General features: G+C 42.8%; 21 protein-coding genes and 1 riboswitch. Of the genes, 11 read left to right on the forward strand and 10 right to left on the reverse strand.

Annotated features, from left to right (window positions below; all coding sequences use genetic code 11):
• A complete protein-coding gene (gene cmoM / locus IQP38_RS07285; protein ID WP_033905340.1) occupies positions 1-792 on the reverse strand; it encodes a tRNA uridine 5-oxyacetic acid(34) methyltransferase CmoM in 792 nt (263 codons plus the stop codon).
• Between the two features lie 114 nt (positions 793-906).
• Between cmoM and elyC the strand changes: the two genes are divergently transcribed.
• Positions 907-1,692 (forward strand): envelope biogenesis factor ElyC, encoded by a 786-nt coding sequence (gene elyC, locus IQP38_RS07290; RefSeq protein ID WP_005387893.1) that lies wholly within the window; start codon positions 907-909, stop codon positions 1,690-1,692.
• A 72-nt stretch (positions 1,693-1,764) separates the two neighbouring features.
• Here the strand turns inward: elyC and torR are convergent, their stop codons facing one another.
• Complete coding sequence (gene torR, locus IQP38_RS07295; RefSeq protein ID WP_005378370.1) at positions 1,765-2,475, reverse strand: two-component system response regulator TorR; 711 nt, start codon at positions 2,473-2,475, stop codon at positions 1,765-1,767.
• A 266-nt stretch (positions 2,476-2,741) separates the two neighbouring features.
• Here torR and torD point away from each other — a divergent pair, with 266 nt between their 5' ends.
• The 5 genes from torD to IQP38_RS07320 all read left to right on the forward strand — a co-directional run bounded on the left by torD (position 2,742) and on the right by IQP38_RS07320 (position 7,088).
• Positions 2,742-3,389 carry a molecular chaperone TorD gene (gene torD, locus IQP38_RS07300; protein ID WP_005378369.1) on the forward strand — a complete coding sequence of 216 codons (648 nt, stop codon included), beginning with the start codon at positions 2,742-2,744 and terminating at the stop codon, positions 3,387-3,389.
• A gap of 468 nt (positions 3,390-3,857) precedes the next feature.
• Positions 3,858-4,862, forward strand: coding sequence for an HTH-type transcriptional repressor PurR (gene purR / locus IQP38_RS07305; RefSeq protein WP_005378368.1), 1,005 nt, complete (start codon positions 3,858-3,860; stop codon positions 4,860-4,862).
• A gap of 287 nt (positions 4,863-5,149) precedes the next feature.
• Positions 5,150-5,239: riboswitch (cyclic di-GMP riboswitch) on the forward strand.
• A gap of 116 nt (positions 5,240-5,355) precedes the next feature.
• The gene (locus tag IQP38_RS07310) at positions 5,356-5,946 is read left to right on the forward strand and encodes a TfoX/Sxy family DNA transformation protein (RefSeq protein ID WP_005378367.1); all 591 of its coding nucleotides are present in this window, start codon (positions 5,356-5,358) and stop codon (positions 5,944-5,946) included.
• Positions 5,947-6,060: 114 nt separating this feature from the next.
• On the forward strand, positions 6,061-6,747 hold the full coding sequence (locus tag IQP38_RS07315; protein WP_005378366.1) for a TVP38/TMEM64 family protein: 687 nt from the start codon (positions 6,061-6,063) through the stop codon (positions 6,745-6,747).
• Between the two features lie 20 nt (positions 6,748-6,767).
• Positions 6,768-7,088 (forward strand): DUF2007 domain-containing protein, encoded by a 321-nt coding sequence (locus IQP38_RS07320; protein WP_017820033.1) that lies wholly within the window; start codon positions 6,768-6,770, stop codon positions 7,086-7,088.
• 31 nt (positions 7,089-7,119) lie between these two features.
• On the opposite strand, the gene IQP38_RS07325 is transcribed toward IQP38_RS07320, so the two are convergent.
• From IQP38_RS07325 to topA, 4 genes are all read right to left on the reverse strand, one after another.
• Entirely contained in the window at positions 7,120-7,923 is an 804-nt protein-coding gene (locus tag IQP38_RS07325) for an alpha/beta fold hydrolase (protein WP_017820032.1), read from the reverse strand.
• 109 nt (positions 7,924-8,032) lie between these two features.
• Positions 8,033-9,490 (reverse strand): glycogen synthase GlgA, encoded by a 1,458-nt coding sequence (gene glgA, locus IQP38_RS07330; RefSeq protein ID WP_193837457.1) that lies wholly within the window; start codon positions 9,488-9,490, stop codon positions 8,033-8,035.
• The gene (gene glgC / locus IQP38_RS07335; protein WP_005378352.1) at positions 9,480-10,697 is read right to left on the reverse strand and encodes a glucose-1-phosphate adenylyltransferase; all 1,218 of its coding nucleotides are present in this window, start codon (positions 10,695-10,697) and stop codon (positions 9,480-9,482) included. Before glgC ends, glgA begins: the two co-directional genes overlap by 11 nt.
• 608 nt (positions 10,698-11,305) lie before the next feature.
• The gene (gene topA / locus IQP38_RS07340; RefSeq protein WP_005378351.1) at positions 11,306-13,936 is read right to left on the reverse strand and encodes a type I DNA topoisomerase; all 2,631 of its coding nucleotides are present in this window, start codon (positions 13,934-13,936) and stop codon (positions 11,306-11,308) included.
• Positions 13,937-14,370: 434 nt separating this feature from the next.
• Between topA and IQP38_RS07345 the strand changes: the two genes are divergently transcribed.
• Positions 14,371-14,619 (forward strand): YciN family protein, encoded by a 249-nt coding sequence (locus IQP38_RS07345; RefSeq protein WP_005387884.1) that lies wholly within the window; start codon positions 14,371-14,373, stop codon positions 14,617-14,619.
• Positions 14,620-14,682: 63 nt separating this feature from the next.
• On the opposite strand, the gene aroA is transcribed toward IQP38_RS07345, so the two are convergent.
• The gene (gene aroA / locus IQP38_RS07350) at positions 14,683-15,963 is read right to left on the reverse strand and encodes a 3-phosphoshikimate 1-carboxyvinyltransferase (RefSeq protein WP_017634728.1); all 1,281 of its coding nucleotides are present in this window, start codon (positions 15,961-15,963) and stop codon (positions 14,683-14,685) included.
• A 290-nt stretch (positions 15,964-16,253) separates the two neighbouring features.
• Positions 16,254-16,730: a glycine zipper 2TM domain-containing protein gene (locus tag IQP38_RS07355; protein WP_005378348.1), complete on the reverse strand. Its 477-nt coding sequence runs from the start codon at positions 16,728-16,730 to the stop codon at positions 16,254-16,256.
• A gap of 39 nt (positions 16,731-16,769) precedes the next feature.
• Here IQP38_RS07355 and aat point away from each other — a divergent pair, with 39 nt between their 5' ends.
• The 3 genes from aat (at position 16,770) to infA (ending at position 18,475) form a co-directional block, all read left to right on the forward strand.
• Entirely contained in the window at positions 16,770-17,477 is a 708-nt protein-coding gene (gene aat / locus IQP38_RS07360) for a leucyl/phenylalanyl-tRNA--protein transferase (RefSeq protein ID WP_005387881.1), read from the forward strand.
• Complete coding sequence (locus IQP38_RS07365) at positions 17,474-18,175, forward strand: arginyltransferase (RefSeq protein ID WP_047100846.1); 702 nt, start codon at positions 17,474-17,476, stop codon at positions 18,173-18,175. Before aat ends, IQP38_RS07365 begins: the two co-directional genes overlap by 4 nt.
• Before the next feature lie 81 nt (positions 18,176-18,256).
• Entirely contained in the window at positions 18,257-18,475 is a 219-nt protein-coding gene (gene infA, locus IQP38_RS07370) for a translation initiation factor IF-1 (protein ID WP_001040192.1), read from the forward strand.
• Between the two features lie 133 nt (positions 18,476-18,608).
• On the opposite strand, the gene clpA is transcribed toward infA, so the two are convergent.
• Entirely contained in the window at positions 18,609-20,876 is a 2,268-nt protein-coding gene (clpA, locus tag IQP38_RS07375) for an ATP-dependent Clp protease ATP-binding subunit ClpA (RefSeq protein WP_005387879.1), read from the reverse strand.
• Positions 20,877-20,926: 50 nt separating this feature from the next.
• Positions 20,927-21,247: an ATP-dependent Clp protease adapter ClpS gene (gene clpS, locus IQP38_RS07380; protein ID WP_005378419.1), complete on the reverse strand. Its 321-nt coding sequence runs from the start codon at positions 21,245-21,247 to the stop codon at positions 20,927-20,929.
• A 704-nt stretch (positions 21,248-21,951) separates the two neighbouring features.
• Here clpS and cspD point away from each other — a divergent pair.
• Positions 21,952-22,170: a cold shock domain-containing protein CspD gene (gene cspD / locus IQP38_RS07385; RefSeq protein WP_005378407.1), complete on the forward strand. Its 219-nt coding sequence runs from the start codon at positions 21,952-21,954 to the stop codon at positions 22,168-22,170.
• Positions 22,171-22,204 lie beyond the last annotated feature (34 nt).

A 22,204-nucleotide genomic window follows, 5' to 3' on the forward strand; every position in this document is an offset into this window, starting at 1 on the left:
TTATTCCTGTTTATCGTTCTTCTTAGCCCACACGTGTATGTAGCGGCCTAATGAGAGGTATGGCTCTTGTCGACAAAGTTGTTTTTCTAGCGCCAACACATCTTCAAACTCGTAATCGCCCATGTATTGCATATTGCCTATGTAATCACTGAAGGAACGAATACCAGATTTGCCACAAATACTAAAACCAGAATCTTCTATCCATTGATAGACCTCTTCGGGTTTTAGGCCTTTCTGTGGCTGTAGTTTAAATCTTTTCCGGTGAGGCATGCCGTCTAAAATATGAGGAATGTTGCCACAAACCACATTTTTATAGACTAAACCGTGGTGGTTGTAGAACATGACTGATGCGATGCCTCCCGGTTTTACTTGCTCTAGAACTGTTTCAAGTGCGGCCTTAGGATCAACCAGCCACTCCATCACAGCGTGGAACATAACCAGATCGACCTGTACATCCATATGTTCACCGATGGATTGGACAGGCGAATGAATCAGGCGATACTGCTCAAGCAAACCGTTTTTTTCAATATCCTGCTTAGCCAACTGCAGCATTTCCGAAGATAGATCACATAAAGCGATTCGATGTCCGAGCTTAGCAAGCTTTTGCGACATTTGTGCCAAACCACCACCAGCGTCTAACACTTCTAGGGGTTGCTGGTCAGCATCTAATTCACTTAGAATCTGTAGAAAATCTTCCCACACAATGATTTGGCGGATCTCCCCTTTATCGGAGCCGTAAATATTTTTTGCAAATTTGTGGGCGATATCGTCGAAATTGCGGTCTTCTGTCACTTCTGCTGAGTTATCATAACGGATTGTGCCGCTATTCTGGCACAAGGAAAGCAGGAATAAAGAGGGATACCCTCATTTTTATTATCAATTGATGTTTTTTCGGACTATTTATGTATGTTTGAGCTGAAAAAAGTAGTGTCAGCCATGCTTATGCCCCTTCCGGCATTGCTGCTGATAGGCTTGTTGGGTCTTGCTCTCATTAGTTTTACTACAAAACGTAAAACTGGCTGCTTCGTTGTTCTATTCTCTTTTGTTGGCATTTTTCTTGTTGCCTTCCAACCTGTTTCAACCAAGCTTCTTATGCCGTTAGAGCGAGAGCATAAAGCCTTTTTGCCAGTTTCTGGCACCATCGACTACGTGATGGTTTTAGGGAATGGTCATGTTATCGATGACGAAATTCCACCCACCTCGCAGTTAAGCCGTGCAGCATTAATGCGCTTAACTGAGGGCATTCGTATTTTAAGAATGTATCCAGGCGCGAAATTAATCTTATCCGGCTATGCTGGCGGATCTGAAATTAGCCACGCGCGAATGATGGCGAACGTTGCCCTTGCGTTGGGAGTCGCGAAATCCGATATCATTTTATTAGAAGATGCGAAAGATACGTGGGAAGAGGCGCGTCAAGCGGCTGCATTCGTTCAACAAAAGGAAATTGTGTTAGTCACTTCTGCGAGTCACATGAGCCGTGCATTGTATGAGTTCAACGCAGCAGGCATTAAACCAATCCCAGCCCCGACCAACTTCTTAGCTATTAGCGAGATAAGTCAACCTTGGGATAAATACTCACCTAAAGCGCGTTACTTAGAACAAACAGAGCTTTATTGGCATGAGTACTTGGGCAGTATTTGGCAAAGGTTGCGTGATACTGTCGGCCAAACACCAATGGTTGAAGCAAACTAGTATTATCTTGAAGCCACAAAAAAGGAGAGCCGAAGCTCTCCTTTTTCTTTTTACGATTGAGTTATGTTCAAACTAGTCACCAGCAAACATATAGCCCTCGCCGTGTACCGTTACAAAAATCTGTGGGTTCTTAGGATCGAACTCCATTTTTGCGCGCATACGTCGAATAAGAACATCAATGGTGCGGTCATTCGGCGCATCCACTCGATGGCTGATCATGTTCAAAATACGCTCACGACTTAACACCTGGTTAGGGTAAGACGATAATGCCACCAAAAGTTCATACTCTGCTTTAGTTAGTTTTACTGGCTCACCGTTGCGGCTAAGTGCGCGACGTTGAATGTCGAATGTCCACTCCCCAAAGCGCACAATGTGCTCTTCACTGGTTTCATTCGCTTTCGAGCTGCCACTGCGCGCTGCTGAAATACGCCACAGCAAGTTTTTAACGCGAACTAACAGCTCTCTCAGTTCAAAAGGTTTTGTCACATAATCGTCAGCACCCATTTCTAGGCCTACGATTTTATCAATGCTATCCGTGCGTCCTGTTACTAATATGATACCAATATCCGATTGGCTACGTAACTCACGAGTAAGCATCAGGCCGTCTTCACCAGGCAGGTTAATATCCAGCATGATCAGGTCTACATCGCCCGCTTGCAAAACTTCACGCATTTCTGCGCCACTCTCTGCTTCGCTGACTTGGTAGCCCTCATTTTGGAAATACCCCGCAAGCTTACTACGAGTTACAACATCATCTTCTACGACTAATACGTGATAGCTCATTTACACCACTTTTCTGTCTTCTTATTATCCAAGACGTATTCTATTCATAACTAGTAACATTTCTAGTCATAGATACATTAAAACGCAAGATTTAGCGTTTTTATTGATTCAAAACAAGCTTGCCCATTGCTATTAATAAACGGTCATTTTTGACCATAAAACATAACAATTATAGTTACTGCTATTCATTTTAATTGATTACACTTAGGGGATATCCCTAATTGACTTTGTGATGCATGACTTGAAGCATCATTCAGGAGCCCAAAATGCAAGAAGTGAAAGCTTTTAATGAAAAACGCGCTGAAATTTACTGGTGGTTTTCGAGCTTGTTCGCAAAAGAACTAACAGAGAAAGAATTGGAAGCCTATCACAGTGTTGAAATTCGCAGTTTTCTCGCAGGTTTAGGTGAAAATGAGTCGCTGAAACCAGCTGTTGATAGCCTAGTTGATGCATTGAATCGGTTACAAGATCGTGAAGATGCACAACTAGAGCTTGCAGCTGACTTTTGTGAACTGTTTTTGAAGACAGAAAAATACGGCGCTCTTCCTTACGCATCCATGTACATTGGTGAATCAGGTTTACTGAATGACAAGCCAGCTGAGGAAATGGAAAAGTTGATGGCTGAATTTGGCGTTCAAGTAGACGAAAACCTAAAGGAACCTGCGGATCACTTAGCCGTTGAGCTCGACTTTCTCGGGAACATGATTATCCGCTCAAACGAGCTTGAACAAGAAAAACACATGGAAGAAGCCTTCGTTAAACAAAACGACTTTATCCAGCAACAATTGATGTCTTGGTTACCTCAGTTTTCAGACAAATGTAAAAAATTCGACGAATTTGGATTTTACTCGAGTGTCGCGAAACTATTAGTTGCATTTTGTAAACTAGACAGCGCCTACCTTCTTGGTGAATAATTGCCGCCTATTTTTAGGGAGCCTGCCTATCGGGCTTCCTGTATGCCTGAAAGTGACCAATTGTAAGTAACTTGGGTATAATATTCGTTTGCCTTAACTTAGCGCAAAGACGCTTGGTTATTTAGCAGTCAAAATGTGACTTCAAATACACAAATCTCGTGCTGAAAACATTGCTAGTCAGTCCACATAGGGCTAAAATGTGAGCGCAAACGATTAAATATGATTTATATGTAAACCGCTGAAATATAGCGGTTTTTGTGTTTTCTTAACAGGTTGATGGCAATTTCTCATCAGATAGAAAAAAGATAAAATTCATCGACCGATGCTGCTACGCACCCTTTTGTCGCACTTGGATCAACCGCTGCCGAGACACTTAGCGCCAATTTTATATTGCTAGGTGTGAAACCATTAGAGCATCAGGTACATCCAATACGACATATTTCAGTAGCTCGATACAGGACACCATTTATGGCCACGATAAAAGACGTTGCTCGCTTAGCCGGCGTTTCCACTACGACAGTTTCGCACGTTATCAATAAAACGCGTTTCGTTGCAGAAGCAACGCAAGAAAAAGTAATGAAAGCCGTTGACGAGCTGAATTACGCGCCAAGTGCCGTTGCACGCAGCCTAAAATGCAACTCAACTCGTACGATTGGCATGTTAGTAACTCAATCAACTAACCTATTTTTCTCAGAAGTGATTGATGGCGTTGAGAGCTACTGTTACCGCCAAGGCTATACTCTGATTTTATGTAACACAGGCGGGATTTACGAAAAACAACGCGATTACATTCGTATGCTGGCTGAAAAGCGCGTTGATGGCATCCTAGTGATGTGTTCTGACTTAACCGAAGAACTAAAAGAGATGCTTGACCGTCATGCGGACATTCCTAAAGTGGTCATGGATTGGGGCCCAGAGAGCTCACAAGCAGACAAGATCATGGATAACTCAGAAGAAGGTGGCTACATTGCAACCAAACATCTGATTGACAATGGTCATACGGATATCGCTTGTCTAAGCGGTCATTTTGAAAAGCTTGCTTGCCAAGAGCGCATTGCAGGTTTCCGTCGCGCAATGAGTGAAGCGAACCTAGCTGTAAATGAAGACTGGATCCTTGAAGGTAACTTTGAATGTGATACGGCCGTATTAGTTGCAGATAAAATTACCGCAATGGACAAGCGCCCGACGGCGGTATTCTGTTTTAACGACACAATGGCTCTAGGCCTAATGAGCCGCTTGCAACAAAACGGGATCAAAATTCCTGAAGATATTTCAGTGATCGGCTACGACAACATCGAGCTTGCGGAATACTTCTCTCCACCGCTAACGACTATCCACCAACCTAAACGTCGTGTTGGTAAAAATGCATTCGAAATTCTACTTGAGCGTATCAAAGATAAAGAACACGAAAAACGAATTTTCGAAATGCAACCTGAGCTTGTAATTCGAAATACTGTGAAAAAAATGAACTAAATTTCACTGTATTTAACCGTGTTAAATAAGCGCTCTACAGGGGCGCTTATTTTTTTGGGAAAATTAAGCATTCTCTAATACTTCACACAGCTCTAATAACAATTGACTAACGTTAACTCCCTGTTTTATATAAATGTAATATATATTAAGAACTCCTTTTCAAAGGCCAATTTGCACCTTTCCATATGCAAAATAGAGCATTCAATCTATCATTTTTATTGAACCGAAATCACACTTTTAACGCTAAACCGTGATGTTAATTCAATATAAGAAGTATGCTCATTGTGTCACGCACAGGGCAAACCATTCGAAAGAGTGGGACGCAAAGCCTCCGGCCTGAACCATATTACGATATGGAAGGTAGCGGGGTTACCGATGGCAAGTGTGTAAGCAATGACTTTACTCTGTAATGACATTGTTTTTACGCATGTTTGCTACTCTCTCGGACCTGACTTTTGGTGGCGTAATATTAATTACACCGAGATAACAAAACATGGATAAACCGATACTCAAAGACTCTATGAAGCTATTTGAGGCACTTGGTAATATCAAGTCGCGCTCAATGTTTGGTGGCTTCGGACTATTCGCTGATGAAACAATGTTTGCACTAGTGGTAAACAATCAGCTTCATATCAGAGCAGACCAAAAAACTTCATCTGACTTCGAGAAACAAGGGCTAAAGCCTTACGTTTATAAAAAACGTGGCTTTCCAGTCGTTACAAAGTACTACGCTATTTCCAGCGATTTATGGGAATCAAGCGAACGCTTAATCGAAGTAGCGAATCAATCATTGAAAAAGGCAAAGCTTGAGAAAGAACAGCAAGCAAGTACAAAGCCTAACCGTTTGAAAGATTTGCCTAACTTACGACTGGCTACCGAGCGCATGCTAAAAAAAGCCGGCATCGAATCCGTAGAGAAGCTTGAAGAGGAAGGTGCGCTTAACGCCTATAAAGCGATAAGAGATACGCACTCTGCAACCGTCAACATTGAGTTGCTATGGGCACTAGAAGGTGCTATCAACGGCACTCATTGGAGTGTAGTACCTCAAGCTCGCCGAGATGAGTTGATGAACGGCCTCCAATAAAAGTCGGCCTAAAAACTATCTTGTAAAACCGCAGTCTAATCTGCGGTTTTTTTGTGAAATTTTTTCGGTTTTCCTACTGTCTTATTACATATATCCCAAATTGGAATCAAAATTATGAATAAGAAACTGATATTAGGTCTCATCCTACTAGCGGCTATCGTCTTTTTAGGTATTAACTTTGGCCAGTATTTAACCTTAGAGAATGCAAAAGCCCAACAAGAAGCACTAACTACATACATCGATCAGAATTTTGTATTCTCGGCTGCGATTTACTTTTTTACCTACATTGCAATTACCGCTTTTTCTATCCCAGGAGCGGCAGTAGTCACCTTACTTGGTGCAGCCTTATTTGGTTTTTGGACAAGCTTGCTACTGGTTTCTTTCGCTAGCACTATGGGGGCAACACTGGCCTTCTTGAGCAGCCGATACTTATTGCGTGACTGGGTACAAAACAAATTCGGAAATAAACTCAACGCAATTAATCAAGGTGTCGAAAAAGACGGAGCTTTTTATCTATTTTCCTTGCGTCTAATCCCTGTATTCCCTTTCTTTCTAATCAACTTACTGATGGGCTTAACACCGATGTCTGTAGGTCGATTTTATCTCACTAGCCAAATAGGTATGCTGCCAGGCACAGCCGTATATCTGAATGCAGGTACTCAGTTAGCAACAATTGAAAGCCTATCGGGCATTGTTTCACCCGCAGTATTAGCGTCTTTTGCGCTATTGGGACTATTTCCAATCATCACTAAATGGGTTATGAATAAAGTAAGGCCGACACCAAGTCAGCAAAACTCGTAATTGGTGAAGTGGGTATTTTGATGAAAATATTTATCGCTAAAAACCCAGCAGAAGCACACATTGTATGTGAGCTGCTTAAAGTGGAACAAATTTACTGTGAAGTTCGCGGAGAAGGTATTTTCGGCTTAAAAGGAGAACTGCCGTTTGGTGATGATACCGATCCTTATGTGTGGCTTTTTGACACGGCACAAAAGATGAAAGCTGAAGAAATAGTAAAAGCATATCGAAAACAATCCGATAGGCATGAGTATCAAGATTGGCAATGCCCAAAATGTCATGAAATAAACGAAGGGCAATTTGGTGCATGTTGGCAATGTGGATATCAACTAGGAGAGCTATAGCGGCTCTCCTATTCAGTGGATGCACTCAGTTTTAAGCACATACAGCTTGCTGTTTAATAAACTCGATGGAGTGTTGATTGAAGTCTTCTGGACGCTCTACATTGCATACATGACCACAATTCGGGATTTCTCGTAGAATGCTGAGCTTATGTGCTGCAACCATTTCTTTGACAGGTTTAATAAACATGTAATCCCTGTCGCCCATTAAGTAAAGAGTCGGAATGGGTAACTCTCGATCTTTAAAATATTTCATTAACGGATTTACATCAGCGGCAAGAATAAACCAACGTTTAAATTCTTTTTGGCAAAGCTTCTTGGCTTCGCGAATAAAAAGGTGGCGAGATTCTCGTTGGCTTCTTTGAGGCATAACAATATAAGCGAACAGTTTGTAGAGCCACATGTACGGTAGGATATGCTTACAAAAATTACCTAATTTCACCAATATCTGAGAACGAGTGTTAAGCCTTGTGACAGCACCGCCGAGCACCATCGAACGTACGCGCTCTGATGACAATTCAGCAAGGTTTCGAACAATAATAGTACCAAGCGACATACCGACAAAATGAGCGGATTGGATCTTTAAATGATCCAATACTTTCAAAATATCTTGGGTAACTTCCGTAAAGGTATAACGGCTAGCAATGAGCTCTTTAAGTAACTGATTTGACTTTCCATGACCTCTTAAATCGATCAGCAATAAGTTAAAGTGTTGCTTGTAAGCTTTAATTTGCTTGAACCAGATAGAAGAGCTACCACCAGCACCGTGCACAAATACAACCCACTCATTACTAGTAGGGTGCAAATAGGTTTTATGAAAAAGTAGCGGCTGGGTCATATTGAGTATCAAAAAGATCGTGCTATTGAGTAAAAAGCCATCCTACCACACTCCCCTTACTCAAGATAATAAAGGCACCTCATTCGGTGCCTTTCGTTACAATTTTAAGTCAAACTAACGCTGAGTGGTAAAGCTGCAAATAAGATTCTGCGGCCTTTTGCCAACAAAAGTCTTGTTGCATCGCGTGCAACTGTACTTTATTCACTTCAGGCTCGTTTTGAGCGTAGAGCAACAGTGCCCTTAGCATCGTTAACAACAATGCCTGCGGTGTCGGTTCGAAAAAAACAAACCCCGTTGCTTCAGATGGGTTTACATCATAATCGCTAACGCTGTCCTTTAAGCCACCAACACCGCGTACTATCGGTAATGTCCCATAAGCCATACTATAGATTTGGTTTAAGCCACATGGTTCAAACTCAGAAGGCATCAAGAAGAAATCAGAACCAGCTTCAACGATATGCGCAAGTTCATTGTCATACGCTTCTACAAAGGCAAATTTGCTAGAAAACTTCGCGGCAACCTCTCGTAACTGAGCGGCAAGAACAGGGTCTCCGGTCCCAACGACAACTAGCTGAACATCGTGCTTCAAAAAATCGGCCAAAGCAGGCAACAAGTAATGAACGCCTTTCTGCTGGGTCAACCGACAAACCATACCGAACATAGCTACATTTTTTTCGGGCAAATTTAGTCGTTGTTGTAATGCTTTTTTACAAGCTTTCTTCCCTTGCGACATACTTTGCTGGTCGGCGCAGTAATTAACCGGCAAGTAGGTATCCGTTTCCGGATTCCAAGCGCTGTAATCACAACCATTCAAGATGCCGACTAAGTCCTGCGCACGTTGCTGAAACTCCCAAGCCATGCCGTGACTGCCAAGCTCTGTTTTTAGTTCCTCTGCGTACGTAGGGCTAACCGCGTTTATCTTATCTGCATTCATTACACCAGCTTTAAGCATCGTAATATGCGTTGCACTCACCGCAGCATCGGGAACGTTTCTACAATGAAACTCTGGCAAACACTGCACGTCTTCATAACTAAATACGCCTTTAAAGACCGCATTGTGAATTGAAATGACGCTTTTAGTATGAGCAAAAAACGGATCATTGCCATACCTGTGCTTGAGCAAAAATGGAACAAGACCTGTGTGCCAATCGTTCGCGTGTATGATATTAGGTTGAAAGGCGAGCTTGGGTAACATATCGAGACATGCTGCACTAAAAAACGCAAAGCGCTCGCCGTTATCAGTATACGCTTGGTTGTTCTCCGCATACATTGATGGTCGATTGAAATACGGCGGACAATCAATCAGGTAAATAGGATTTTGACCTAACATGAGCCGCAAAACTCGATACTCCGTATGCGGCCATGATGTTAATTCTGTTTCTAATACAACTTCTGCGTCTGCGAGTTTATCAATACTGCTGTACGCAGGGATGGTAATTCTTACGTCTTGCTGTAGGTTTTGAAGGGCTTCCGGTAGTGCCTTGGCAACATCTGCCAAGCCACCACTTTTAATGAGGCCTTCAACCTCAGAAGCTACAAACAGAATAGATAAGTTGTTAGTAGCCAACTCGAGCTCCTTTCGGAATAACAACAATGCCCTCCTCAGACACGTGGAAGTGTTTTTTATCTTCTTGAAGATTCACACCAATCTGAGTACCAGGAGCAATATCGGCATCCTTGTCGACAATCACACGACGTAAAACACATCCTTCGCCAATTTTTACGTCACCAAGAAGTATACATTCGCTGATATCGCAAGCAGAAGCAATATTACTGCGAAAACCAAGCACCGACTTTTCGATTCTTGAGCCTCTAACATAGCTGCCATTACACACTAAACTATCGATTATCTGCACACGACCATTATCAGAGTCGGTAAATGTCGCAGGTGGTAATGGTGGGTAGTAGGTGTGCAATGGCCATTTACGGTTGTACAGCGAAAATGGTGCATCTTTTTCTAGCAGATCCATATGCGCTTGCCAGTACGCATCAATAGTTCCGACATCACGCCAGTACACCTCTTCTTTTTCGCCACTGATTTTGTTGGTACTGAAGTCATACACGAACACATCACCTCTAGGGAACATCTTTGGAATGATGTCCTTTCCAAAATCATGTGATGAAGCTTCATTATCCGCATCTTCGACCAACTCTGAGAACAGTACCTGAGCTTCAAAAACATAGTTACCCATTGAAACTAAAGCGTAATCAGGATCACCAGGAATCGACTTCGGATTTGCTGGTTTTTCTTCAAAGCCAATCATACGACCTTCACTATCGACTTCGATAACCCCGAATTGCGACGCCTCTTTTAGTGGCATGCGCAATGCAGATACCGTCAGAGAAGCCTTCTTTTCTGAGTGGAAGTTCAGCATTTGTTTGATATCCATCTTATAGATATGGTCAGAGCCAAAAATACAAACTTGCTCTGGTTCCTCTAATTCCATAAAACGCAGGTTTTGATAGATCGCGTCCGCCGTCCCTTCGTACCAACGTTTACCAGTACGCATTTGAGCGGGAATAGGATCGATAAAGCGGTCTGTAATGCCGTTGATGTTCCACCCCTTTTTTAAGTGATGGAATAAAGATTGAGATTTAAATTGGGTTAGGACGTAAATGCGCATCAGATCCGCATTAACAAAATTGTTTAGAGCAAAATCGATCAATCGATAACTACCACCAAACGGTACCGAAGGTTTACTGCGAGATTCCGTTAAAGGTCTCAAACGAGAGCCTTCACCGCCAGCAAGAATCATTCCCAAAACACCAGCCATTTGTTGTTCTCCATATCGTTATAGCTTGGATTTGGTACTCGCTTGAATGAGTCATACTCGGGGAGTCAAGCGAATACATTTAGCAACCGTCTCTGAGTTTCTGTGAACTCTTACAACACGGATAAAAAAGCTACGGCACTTCCAGTATGCAACGTCCACTCTTTCCTTATTTTTTGACGCAAACAATGTACACAGTTGCACTAATTTTTGTAATAAATTATCTAAGCGGGTTCTAAATTACAATTTTTAATACGCCATTCTGTGTACCATACAGCTCTTGCGTACTCAAGACGATATCTAGATCACACATGGAAAAGCAAACGATTACATTGTGAAAACAATTTACAAACGGATTCACTACACCGCCGATTTTTTAGCCCAATGTATAACAAATATGTGAATGCAAAATGAAAGTTACAACGAATATTTTTTACATAAAAAATACATCAGCGACTACGAAATATTGATACTGGGATCTTCTCGCGTCAGCAAAACTCAGTCAAAGCAGCAAAGATCTATACGAACAACACAGTGGCCTTTACGCAAAAACAAAACGCAAAAAAGGCAGCGATATCGCTGCCTTTTTACATTACTTAGATCGTACGTTTTTATGCTTTCGCTTTTTTACGCTTATCAGTGACTTCCCACTTACCGTCAACAAAGAGCGCTGTCCAACCAGATGGTTTGCCATTCTCTTCCGAACGAACGTAGTTCTCTTTTGTTTTGCGACTAAAGCGTACGACTGCAGGACGACCATCAGGATCTTCTTGCGGTGCGGTCGCTAGGTATTTGAACTTCTCAGGTAAACGCTCTTCAAAACGTGCCAGTTCAGCAACCAAAGGAGCACGTGTCTCGCGCGATTTCGGGAAGTTGCTTGCCGCCATAAATAGACCTGAAGCACCATCACGAAGTACGAAATACGCATCTGAGTTTTCACATGGCAACTCGGGGAAATGAACAGGATCTTCTTTCGGGGGCGCGACTTCGCCATTCTTCAAGATCTTACGAGTGTTCTTGCACGTTTCGCTCGTACAATCCATGTATTTACCAAAGCGACCGTTCTTAAGCACCATATCAGAGCCACATTTGTCACATTCAACAACTGGACCATCGTAGCCTTTTACTTTGAACTCGCCGTATTCAACAAGGTAGCCTTCACAGTTCGGGTTATTACCACAAACATGCATCTTACGCTTGTCATCAATCAGGTATGCGTCCATCGCTGTTTCACAGATCGGACAACGCTTTTTAGCACGAAGAGCTGCGGTTTCAACGTCTTCTTCTAGAACGTTAATAATACCTTCTTCGTCACCCAAGTTGATGGTTGTCTTACAACGCTCTTTTGGTGGTAACGCGTAACCTGAACAGCCTAAGAACACACCTGTCGAAGCAGTACGGATGCCCATTGGACGGCTACACGTCGGACACTCGATATCCGTCATGACGATGTGATTTAACTTCATACCGCCTTCTGACTCATCCAGCTCCGCTTTTTCAAGATCGCCAGTAAAATCAGCAAAGAAGTTGTCTAACACAGCTTTCCAGTTCACTTCACCTTCAGCGATTTGGTCCAATTTCTGTTCCATACGCGCAGTAAAGTCGTAGTTCATCAAATCGTTAAAGCTGTCATCAAGGCGGTCAGTAACAATTTCACCCATTTTTTCAGCGTAGAAACGGCGCTGATCAACTTTCACGTAGCCACGATCTTGAATCGTAGAAATGATCGATGCGTAAGTCGACGGACGACCAATGCCTCGTTTCTCCAGCTCTTTAACCAGTGCTGCTTCAGTGTAGCGCGCAGGTGGCTTTGTAAAGTGCTGTTTAGGGTCAAGTGACTCTAAGCTTAGCTTATCGCCAAGTTGTACCGCTGGAAGGATTGTATCCTCGTTTTTGCCCATTGGACGCTGTACACGAGTCCAGCCGTCAAATTTAAGGATACGGCCTTTCGCTTTAAGCGTGTATTCTGCCGCTTTTACGCTGATGGTTGTTGAATCGTATTCTGCTGGCGTCATTTGACACGCTACAAACTGATTCCAAATCAAAGCGTAAAGTTTGTGCGCATCAGCATCGACACCTTGCAGGTCTTCCGCCTTAACACCCACATTTGAAGGACGGATCGCTTCGTGCGCTTCCTGTGCCCCTTCTTTGCTACCGTACGTCAATGGTTTCGCTGGCAGGTACTTATCACCAAACTCAGAACCAATAAAGTCACGTACAGCGTCCACAGCCTCGGCACTTAGGTTAGTCGAGTCAGTACGCATATAAGTGATGTAACCGGCCTCATAGAGGCGCTGAGCTAGCATCATGGTCTTTTTCACGCCGTAGCCCAGGCGTGTACTCGCTGCCTGTTGAAGCGTAGAGGTGATGTAAGGTGCTGAAGGCTTGCTCTTTGTAGGGCGGTCTTCACGCTTACATACTTCGTAACTTGCATTCTCAAGTACAGACATCGCTGCTTTGGTTTCTGCCTCATTAACTGGCTTAAACGCAGAACCGTCTTTCTGCGCAACAAGCAGTTTAAAGTCCGCTTTGTCTTTCGTTTTCGTATTCGCATGAATGTCCCAGAATTCTTCTGGTACAAACGCGTTAATCTCACGCTCACGCTCAACTAACAATTTCACCGCAACAGACTGCACTCGACCAGCAGATAAGCCACGAGCCACTTTTTTCCAAAGTAAAGGTGAAACCATAAAACCAACGACACGGTCCATGAAGCGACGTGCTTGTTGGGCATTTACACCATCCATGTTCAGCTCGCCAGGTGTCTGGAAAGCTTGTTGGATCGCGTTTTTCGTAATTTCGTTAAAAACTACACGTTTGTATCGCTCTTCATCGCCACCGATGATCTCACGAAGGTGCCATGCGATTGCTTCCCCTTCGCGGTCCAAATCGGTTGCGAGATAAACGCAATCTGCGTCTTTGGCGAGTTTTTGTAGTTCGTTGACAACTTTTTCTTTGCCTGGAAGGATTTGGTAATTCGCTTCCCAGTCATGATATGGGTTAATCCCCATTTTTTTGATCAACGCTTTGCGGTCTTTCTCTTTTTTAACGCGCGCTTTCTCTTCCGGACTCATCCCTTTAGTTGAGATGGCTGCGGCTTTTTTCTCACCAGTGCTTTGACCGGCCGTAGGCAGATCACGCACATGACCAACACTAGACTTAACAATAAAGTCTTTACCAAGGTACTTATTTATCGTCTTTGCCTTGGCTGGTGACTCCACTATAACGAGTGATTTACCCATAACTGACTCTAACGTCCTTCATAATAATGCGGGTAGAAACCTTGTTTAAAGGCCACCCGCATAATGTTCTATTTCATTGCTTCTTTTTTTACTATTGTGCGAGATGAAAAGAAGATCAACTGCTTTTTTGAAATTCAGATCCGATTGGTTGACAATTCATCGTCTTTATACTTCAAAGAGACAGGGTTCTGAAAGGTATTGAGCGGCATATCTAAACAGGCAAACTTAGCATCCGCTAATCCAATGCAATAAATTTTGTTACCCATCACAAAATAGTTTGGTTCAATGTTCTGCCATCTTCCTCCGCATCATGCTTATACTCTAAAAATTGATCTGTTTAGTCTTACTGAACGATTGACTGAATTAATCATGCAAACCCATTTTAGTTGTAGGTATACTCAGCGCTCTTAACTGAATAGAATGGTAGAAAGAATATGTCTGATAGAACGTTTATCGAAGAGTTCGACCTTCTTTTGATCGCTAACCAAATCATCCAAGAGCACGATGATTACATCGAGGGAATGCGAGCAACAAGCGTAGAAGAAAAAGAAGGTGTTTTAGTTTTTAAAGGTGAATACTTCCTTGATGACAAAGGTTTACCAACTTCAAATACGACTGCAGTATTCAATATGTTTAAATACTTAGCGCATCACCTTTCTAAGGAATTTACGCTGGTTAAATAGTATTGGGAAACAAAAAAGCCAGAGTGTTATTCACTCTGGCTTTCCGGTTTCAGGTCAGAATATTTAGCAGCTTAAAGCCTTAAGTTTGTCGAAGTAGTCAGGGAACGTTTTCGACGTACACTTTGGATCGTTAATCGTCACAGGCGTATCACTAAGTGCCACCAGCGAAAAACACATCGCCATTCGATGATCATCGTAAGTATCAATCGCAGCATGCTTTAACTGAGAGACAGGTTTGACGATGATGTAGTCTTCCCCTTCTTCCACTTCCGCACCAACTTTACGTAACTCAGTCGCCATAGCTGACAAACGGTCTGTTTCTTTTACACGCCAGTTATAAACGTTACGAATAGCGGTAGTGCCTTCGGCAAATAGCGCTGTTGTCGCGATGGTCATTGCAGCATCAGGGATATGGTTGTAATCCATATCAATGCCTTTTAATTGACCAACACGTGAAATTACGTAGTCATCACCCCATTCAATTTCTGCACCCATTTTTTCAAGCGCATCAGCAAATTGAATATCACCTTGAATGCTGTTTTTACCGATACCCGTGACTTTAACTTCTCCGCCTTTGATGGCTGCCGCCGCCAAGAAGTAAGAAGCAGAAGACGCGTCACCTTCAACCAAGAAATCGCCTGGAGCGATGTATTGCTGACCGGCTGGGATCACAAACTCTTGATAGTCGTTGTTGATCACATCGACTCCAAACTGCTTCATGATATGCAGGGTGATATCGATATAAGGCTTAGAAACCAAATCGCCTTCGATGTTGATGCGAATTTCACCTTCAGCCAATGGCGCAGACATTAAGAAAGCGGTCAAGAACTGACTTGAAATGGACCCATCGATAGAAACTGTACCTGCTTTTAGGCCAGTACCAATTATTTTGAGAGGCGGAAAGTTCTCGTTTTCCATGTACTCAACGTTCGCACCAGCATCTTTCAGTGCCGTGACAAGGTGACCAATTGGACGCTCTTTCATACGAGGTTCGCCCGTCAGTACATACTCCCCTTCTCCAAGACAAAGAGCCGCAGCTAATGGTCGCATCGCAGTGCCAGCATTGCCGAGAAATAACTCTACCGGCTCTGAGACAGAAAACGGGCGCCCAAGGCCGTCAACGAGACATTCTGTTTTATCTTCGGAAAGTTGGTATTGAACGCCTAGTTTAGTCAGCGCATTCAGCATATGGCGAATATCATCACTGTCGAGGAGATTAGTAAGGCGAGTTCTGCCTTTAGCAAGAGCAGCAAGTAAAAGAGCTCGATTAGAAACGCTTTTAGAGCCAGGAAGGTTCACTTCCCCTTGAATTTTATTGATAGGTTGTAACGTTAGGCTTTCCATTAAAAGTTGATAATCCTTTGTGCCCTCAACATACGATTTTTTATGAGGGCTAAACAATTCTTCGTGAATTCAGACTACCCAAAAAAACACGACAAAACCAGAGTAAATCGGCGCTAATTTATGAATATCCTCAAGCAGCCTAAAGATACAGAATTAAAGGCATTGCCAGCGATGTAAATAAGAGCGAAAGAAGCACGGCGAAACAGCAAACTATTTCGACTTGATTTGACAATAAGCCAGCCCGACTGTACATGCTTGATTAGGCTTCGTTAGGCTAAAACAACCTAGGGTTAATAAGTGATATCAACCCTGACTCCATCATCAAAATATAAAATACGAACTTCATCCCCTCGACTAAATAACATATTTTTATCAACATCTTGGATGACATTAATTAGCTTATCACCCTTCACTTTGATGAGTAGCTCAACTAACTTATATTCAACCGTGTATTGGTAATTACTTTGGTTTTGAGCAACTGCGGCACCTGCAAGCGCACCCACTGCCGTCGCGACTTCTCTTCCCGTACCGCCACCAAATTGATTACCGACTAAACCACCGATAGTGGCACCAAGTAGTGTCTTCCAACCGTTACTTTTCGATTGAACAACCTCTTGTTGAGTAATATAACGGACAGAGTCAATCTTCCCGTAAACTACTTCATTAACTGGCTTGGCAACATTTCTTTCATAGGCTGCGTTGGCGACAAGTGGTAAAAACAGTATGATCCCAAGCCATACTTTTACGATATTTCTTAACCAGGTCATCATAAACTCCTCTGACTCCAATGTTGGTAACGACTTCTTATGGCTATTTATTTAACTGAACTCGATGAAACGTTCAACTTCCCCTCACCCTATAAAGCACTCAGCGACCCCAATGGTTTGCTGGCTTTTGGTGGTGACTTAAACCCCATGAGAATCCTCAATGGTTACTATCAAGGCATTTTCCCTTGGTATGGTCCTGGTGAACCTATTTTATGGTGGAGCCCTTCTCCGCGCGCCGTGTTTGACCCATTGCAGTTTAAGCCATCTAAAAGTCTCAAAAAATTTCAGCGTAAACATAACTATAAAGTAACACTCAATTTCGCGACAGAAGAAGTGATTAGACTATGTTCTTCAACACGCCCTGCAGAGGAAACATGGCTCAACGAGGAAATGCAAGCTTCCTACATTGAGTTAGCCAAACTTGGTCACTGTCACTCTGTAGAAGTATGGCATGACAACAACCTGATTGGCGGACTATATGGCATCTGCGTGGGCCAACTTTTTTGCGGGGAGTCGATGTTTAGCCTAAAAGATAACGCATCCAAAATTGCATTGTGGTACTTATGCAACCATTTGGCGTCAAAGCAAGGTCAATTAATCGATTGCCAAGTTATGAATTCTCACTTGGCATCACTTGGCGCATTTGAACTTGAGCGTGACGAATTTATGCAAAAACTACTATCTTTAAGAGAAAAGCAAACACTATTTGATGCCTATCAGCCCCAAGTTTTGCAGGATTCAGTATGAGTACGGATATACAACATATTCGAATAGGGTTGACGAATAATCACCCTTGTAGTTATTTGCCTGAACGGCAAGAGCGGGTTGCGGTGGCGCTTGATGAAAGGCTGCATACTGAAGAAAATTACCAGTTGCTCATGGCTAACGGTTTTCGTCGTAGCGGAGATACCATATATAAACCGCATTGCGAGCATTGCACCGCTTGCCAGCCAATTCGAGTCTCGATTCCAGACGTTAGACTATCAAAAAGTCAGAAGAGGCTGCTTAATAAAGCACAGTCTTTACGCTGGGAAATGAAACCTGAAATGGATGAGGAATGGTTTGAGCTTTACAGTCGGTACATCTGCAAACGGCATAGAAACGGCACTATGTACCCACCAAAGCGTGATGAGTTTGCTCGATTTGCTCAAACCAGCTGGCTGACAACGTCGTTTTTACACATTTACGATGAATCAGATCAATTGCTCGCCATTGCAGTGACAGATTTGATGCCTCAATGCTCGAGTGCTTTTTATACTTTTTTTGACCCTGACTACGAGTTATCTCTTGGCACGTTAGCAGTGCTTTATCAAATTAAATACTGCCAAGAAAACAAACAACAGTGGCTATATTTGGGATATCAGATTGATGAGTGCCCAGCAATGAGCTACAAAACACGCTTTCAACGCCACCAAAGGCTAGTAAATCAGCGTTGGCGAGGGTAGAATACGCCTCAACTTTACATAATTACTATTTAGCGGCAGAATATAGCCCGCTAATATTGCCTAATTTCTAAAGAGGATTAAATGGCTAAAGAAGACGTAATCGAGATGCAAGGCACAGTCCTTGACACTCTACCAAACACTATGTTCCGTGTTGAACTTGAAAACGGTCACGTTGTGACTGCTCACATCTCTGGCAAGATGCGTAAGAACTACATCCGTATCCTAACGGGTGACAAAGTAACTGTAGAGATGACTCCATACGACCTGTCAAAAGGCCGCATCGTCTTCCGCGCTCGTTAATCTCTGATTTTCGGATGCAATAAAAAACGGAGCAAGCTGCTCCGTTTTTTATTGCACAATTTTTTCCGATTTAGTTCAGATAAAAAAGCGCACGATCTTCTCGTGCGCTTTTACGTTTGTTACCGACTAACGATTAATGCATCGCTGTCTCTTTCTCACTTAAGTATTCAAACTCAAGCGTATCGTTGACCAGCGTTACTTTCACTGTACCGCCGTCAACTAAAGACCCAAACAACAGTTCGTTAGCCAAAGGCTTCTTAAGCTGTTCTTGGATAACACGCCCCATTGGGCGAGCCCCCATAGCTTTGTCATAACCTTTATGTGCTAACCAATGGCGAGCGTCTTGCGATACTTCCATTGAAACGCCTCTCGCATCAAGTTGCACTTGCAGTTCAACAATGAACTTATCAACCACTTGATGGATAACGCTTTCATCAAGGCTGTTAAACCAGATGATGTTATCAAGACGGTTACGGAACTCAGGAGTAAACACCTTCTTAATTTCCGCCATTGCATCGTGACTGTTGTCTTGTTGAATCAAACCAATTGATTTCTTCTCGGTTTCCGCCACACCTGCGTTAGTTGTCATAACAAGAATGACATTACGGAAGTCTGCTTTGCGACCATTGTTGTCCGTTAGCGTACCGTTATCCATGACTTGCAACAACAGGTTAAAGATATCAGGGTGCGCTTTTTCAATCTCATCAAGTAATACGACTGAATGTGGGTGCTTAATAACAGCATCGGTTAGCAAACCACCTTGGTCATAACCGACATAACCAGGAGGCGCACCAATTAAGCGACTTACGGAGTGACGCTCACCATACTCAGACATATCAAAACGAAGTAGTTCGATACCTAGAAGCTTAGATAACTGCACCGTCACCTCTGTTTTACCAACCCCTGTTGGGCCTGCAAACAAGAATGAACCAACGGGTTTGTTGTCTACACCTAAACCTGCACGTGTCAGCTTGATCGCCTCGGATAATGCATCAATCGCATTATCTTGACCGAATACCAACATCTTCATTTTGCTATCTAAGTTTTTCAAAATGTCTTTATCTGAAGAAGAAACCGACTTCTCTGGAATTCGCGCCATTTTGGCAACCATTGATTCGATATCAGCCACTCCGACCGTTTTTTTACGACGGCTTGCAGGAGCAAGACGACTACGAGCACCAGCTTCATCAATGACATCAATGGCCTTATCTGGTAGATGGCGTTCATTAATGTATTTAGCCGACAGTTCTACCGCGGCACGCAGTGCTTTATTGGTATAACGTACTTCATGGTGAGCTTCGTACTTCGGCTTCAAGCCCATCAAGATTTTAGTTGTATCATCCAATGAGGGCTCTACAACGTCTATCTTTTGGAAGCGGCGAGACAACGCACGCTCTTTCTCGAAAATGTTGCTGTATTCTTGGTATGTCGTCGAACCAATACAACGCAACTTACCGCTACTTAAAAGAGGCTTAATAAGATTTGCTGCATCGACTTGACCACCAGATGCCGCGCCTGCACCGATGATGGTATGTATTTCATCGATGAACAAAATGGCATCTTCTTCTTTTTCAAGTTGTTTCAAAATCGCCTTGAAGCGCTTTTCAAAATCACCGCGATATTTGGTACCAGCGAGCAAAGAACCAATATCTAGTGAATAAATCACGCTGTTTTGAATAACCTCAGGGACCTGCCCTTCGACAATTCGCCATGCAAGACCTTCCGCAATGGCTGTTTTACCAACCCCTGCCTCACCCACTAGTAGTGGATTATTCTTGCGGCGTCGACAAAGTACCTGAATAGTGCGCTCTAACTCTTTATCACGTCCAATGAGTGGGTCGATGTTTCCATCTTTAGCGACTTGATTAAGATTCGTCGCAAAGCTTTCTAGGCGTTCTTCAGAATTAGGCTCTTCAACACTTTCTGAGCTAAACGAGTCTGATGATGAATCCTCACCTGCACCTGATGCTTTAGTAATACCGTGGGAGATGAAGTTAACAATATCTAATCGGGAGATGTCATTTTTCTTCAGTAAGTAAGCGGCATGCGACTCTTGTTCACTGAAGATAGCAACAAGCACGTTGGCGCCTGTTACTTCATTACGACCAGACGACTGTACATGAAAGACGGCGCGTTGTAGTACACGTTGAAAACTCAAAGTCGGCTGCGTTTCACGCGTCTCATCACTATCTGGGATAAGAGGCGTAGTTTGATCGATGAAAATATCGAGTTCGTTGCGTAAAGCGTCAAGATCCGCCTTACAAGCTAGAAGGGCTTCCTTAGCTGCATCATTTTCCAACAATGCAAGTAGGAGGTGTTCGACAGTCATAAACTCGTGGCGTTTATCGCGCGCCCGAGCAAATGCACCGTTAAGGCTTGACTCTAGTTCTTTATTTAGCATAAGTACCTCCCGAAAAAACAACTGGGGTTGTTCGAGCAAGTCTTCTTTGTTTACGCTTGCTCCATAGTGCAAAGTAGCGGATGTTCATTTTCCCTTGCGTACATCGTAACTTGCGCTACTTTTGTTTCGGCAATTTCTGCGCTGTATGTGCCGCAGATTGCCTTTCCTTCATAGTGGACCTGAAGCATGATTTGAGTTGCTTTATCAATATCATGTGAGAAAAATCGCTCAAGCACCTCTATGACGAAATCCATAGGTGTATAGTCATCATTATTGAGTACGACATTGTACAGCTTAGGTGGCTGGACTTTCGTACTTTCTCGCTCCAGAAGATCAGAGTCCGGAGTGACCCATTCAAAATTTTTACTCATGGCAATCTAAAGATATCGTATCAAAGGGTTGATGTTTTCGACCTATAAAAACAATCTACCACAAGCGTGCAACGCGGTGTAGTGAGTTATGGCACCGAATTCGATCTTTGATCGATAAAAGTTGCTACCTAATATAGAGACTAATGCACGTCTTGATACGGCGCAAATAAAAGATGCTTGTCGATAAGTTACACATTTTTTCTTATAAAAGAACTTTCTATTTATTGCTTTCGGACTATTGCAAACCACCCCATCATCTTCTATCTGGATCACACTTCCTCATTGAGAATACGGTAATTATCACGAAAACTTCATTTTTTATTCAGTCAGAGGATTCTTCTACCATAAGCAACACGGACAGTATGGCTTTTTCAGTATGAACCACTTCATAGGCAAATTGACTAAACTTCTGCGTATATACGAAAAACTGTTTGCAACTTTGTTAATCTCAAAAGTGATTTGTTTTCAATTATGTTTCTGTTTGTTGCTCACTGCTATTGACTGTCGAAATTCATTGACTACAGTGGAAAGTGTCGATGCATAAATCATCATTTTGAAACATCTCTTCTTTAAGTGGTTTGATGAATGTGACTTATCATTGATTTGACGTTTGTTGGCATTCGCTGACAATGGTAGTACCAAGTTAAAGGTATAACTTGGTTGCAGTAACAACATCAGTAAAAAATGCATGAGGGATGTAAAGCATGGCTACAGGTACAGTAAAGTGGTTTAACAATGCCAAAGGATTTGGGTTTATTTGTTCAGATGAAGAAGAGGGAGATATCTTTGCCCACTACTCAACTATCCAGATGGACGGTTATCGTACACTGAAAGCAGGCCAACAAGTCTCTTACGAGATTGAAAAAGGTCCCAAAGGCTGTCACGCGAGTAGCGTCGTGCCTCTTGAAGGCCAAGCCAAATAATTAGAGCGCTGTCGAAATATAAAAATATTGCTCT

Origin of the sequence: Vibrio sp. OPT41, assembly GCF_015163595.1 — a bacterium.
In the GTDB taxonomy this organism is placed as follows: Bacteria; Pseudomonadota; Gammaproteobacteria; order Enterobacterales; family Vibrionaceae; genus Vibrio; species Vibrio alginolyticus.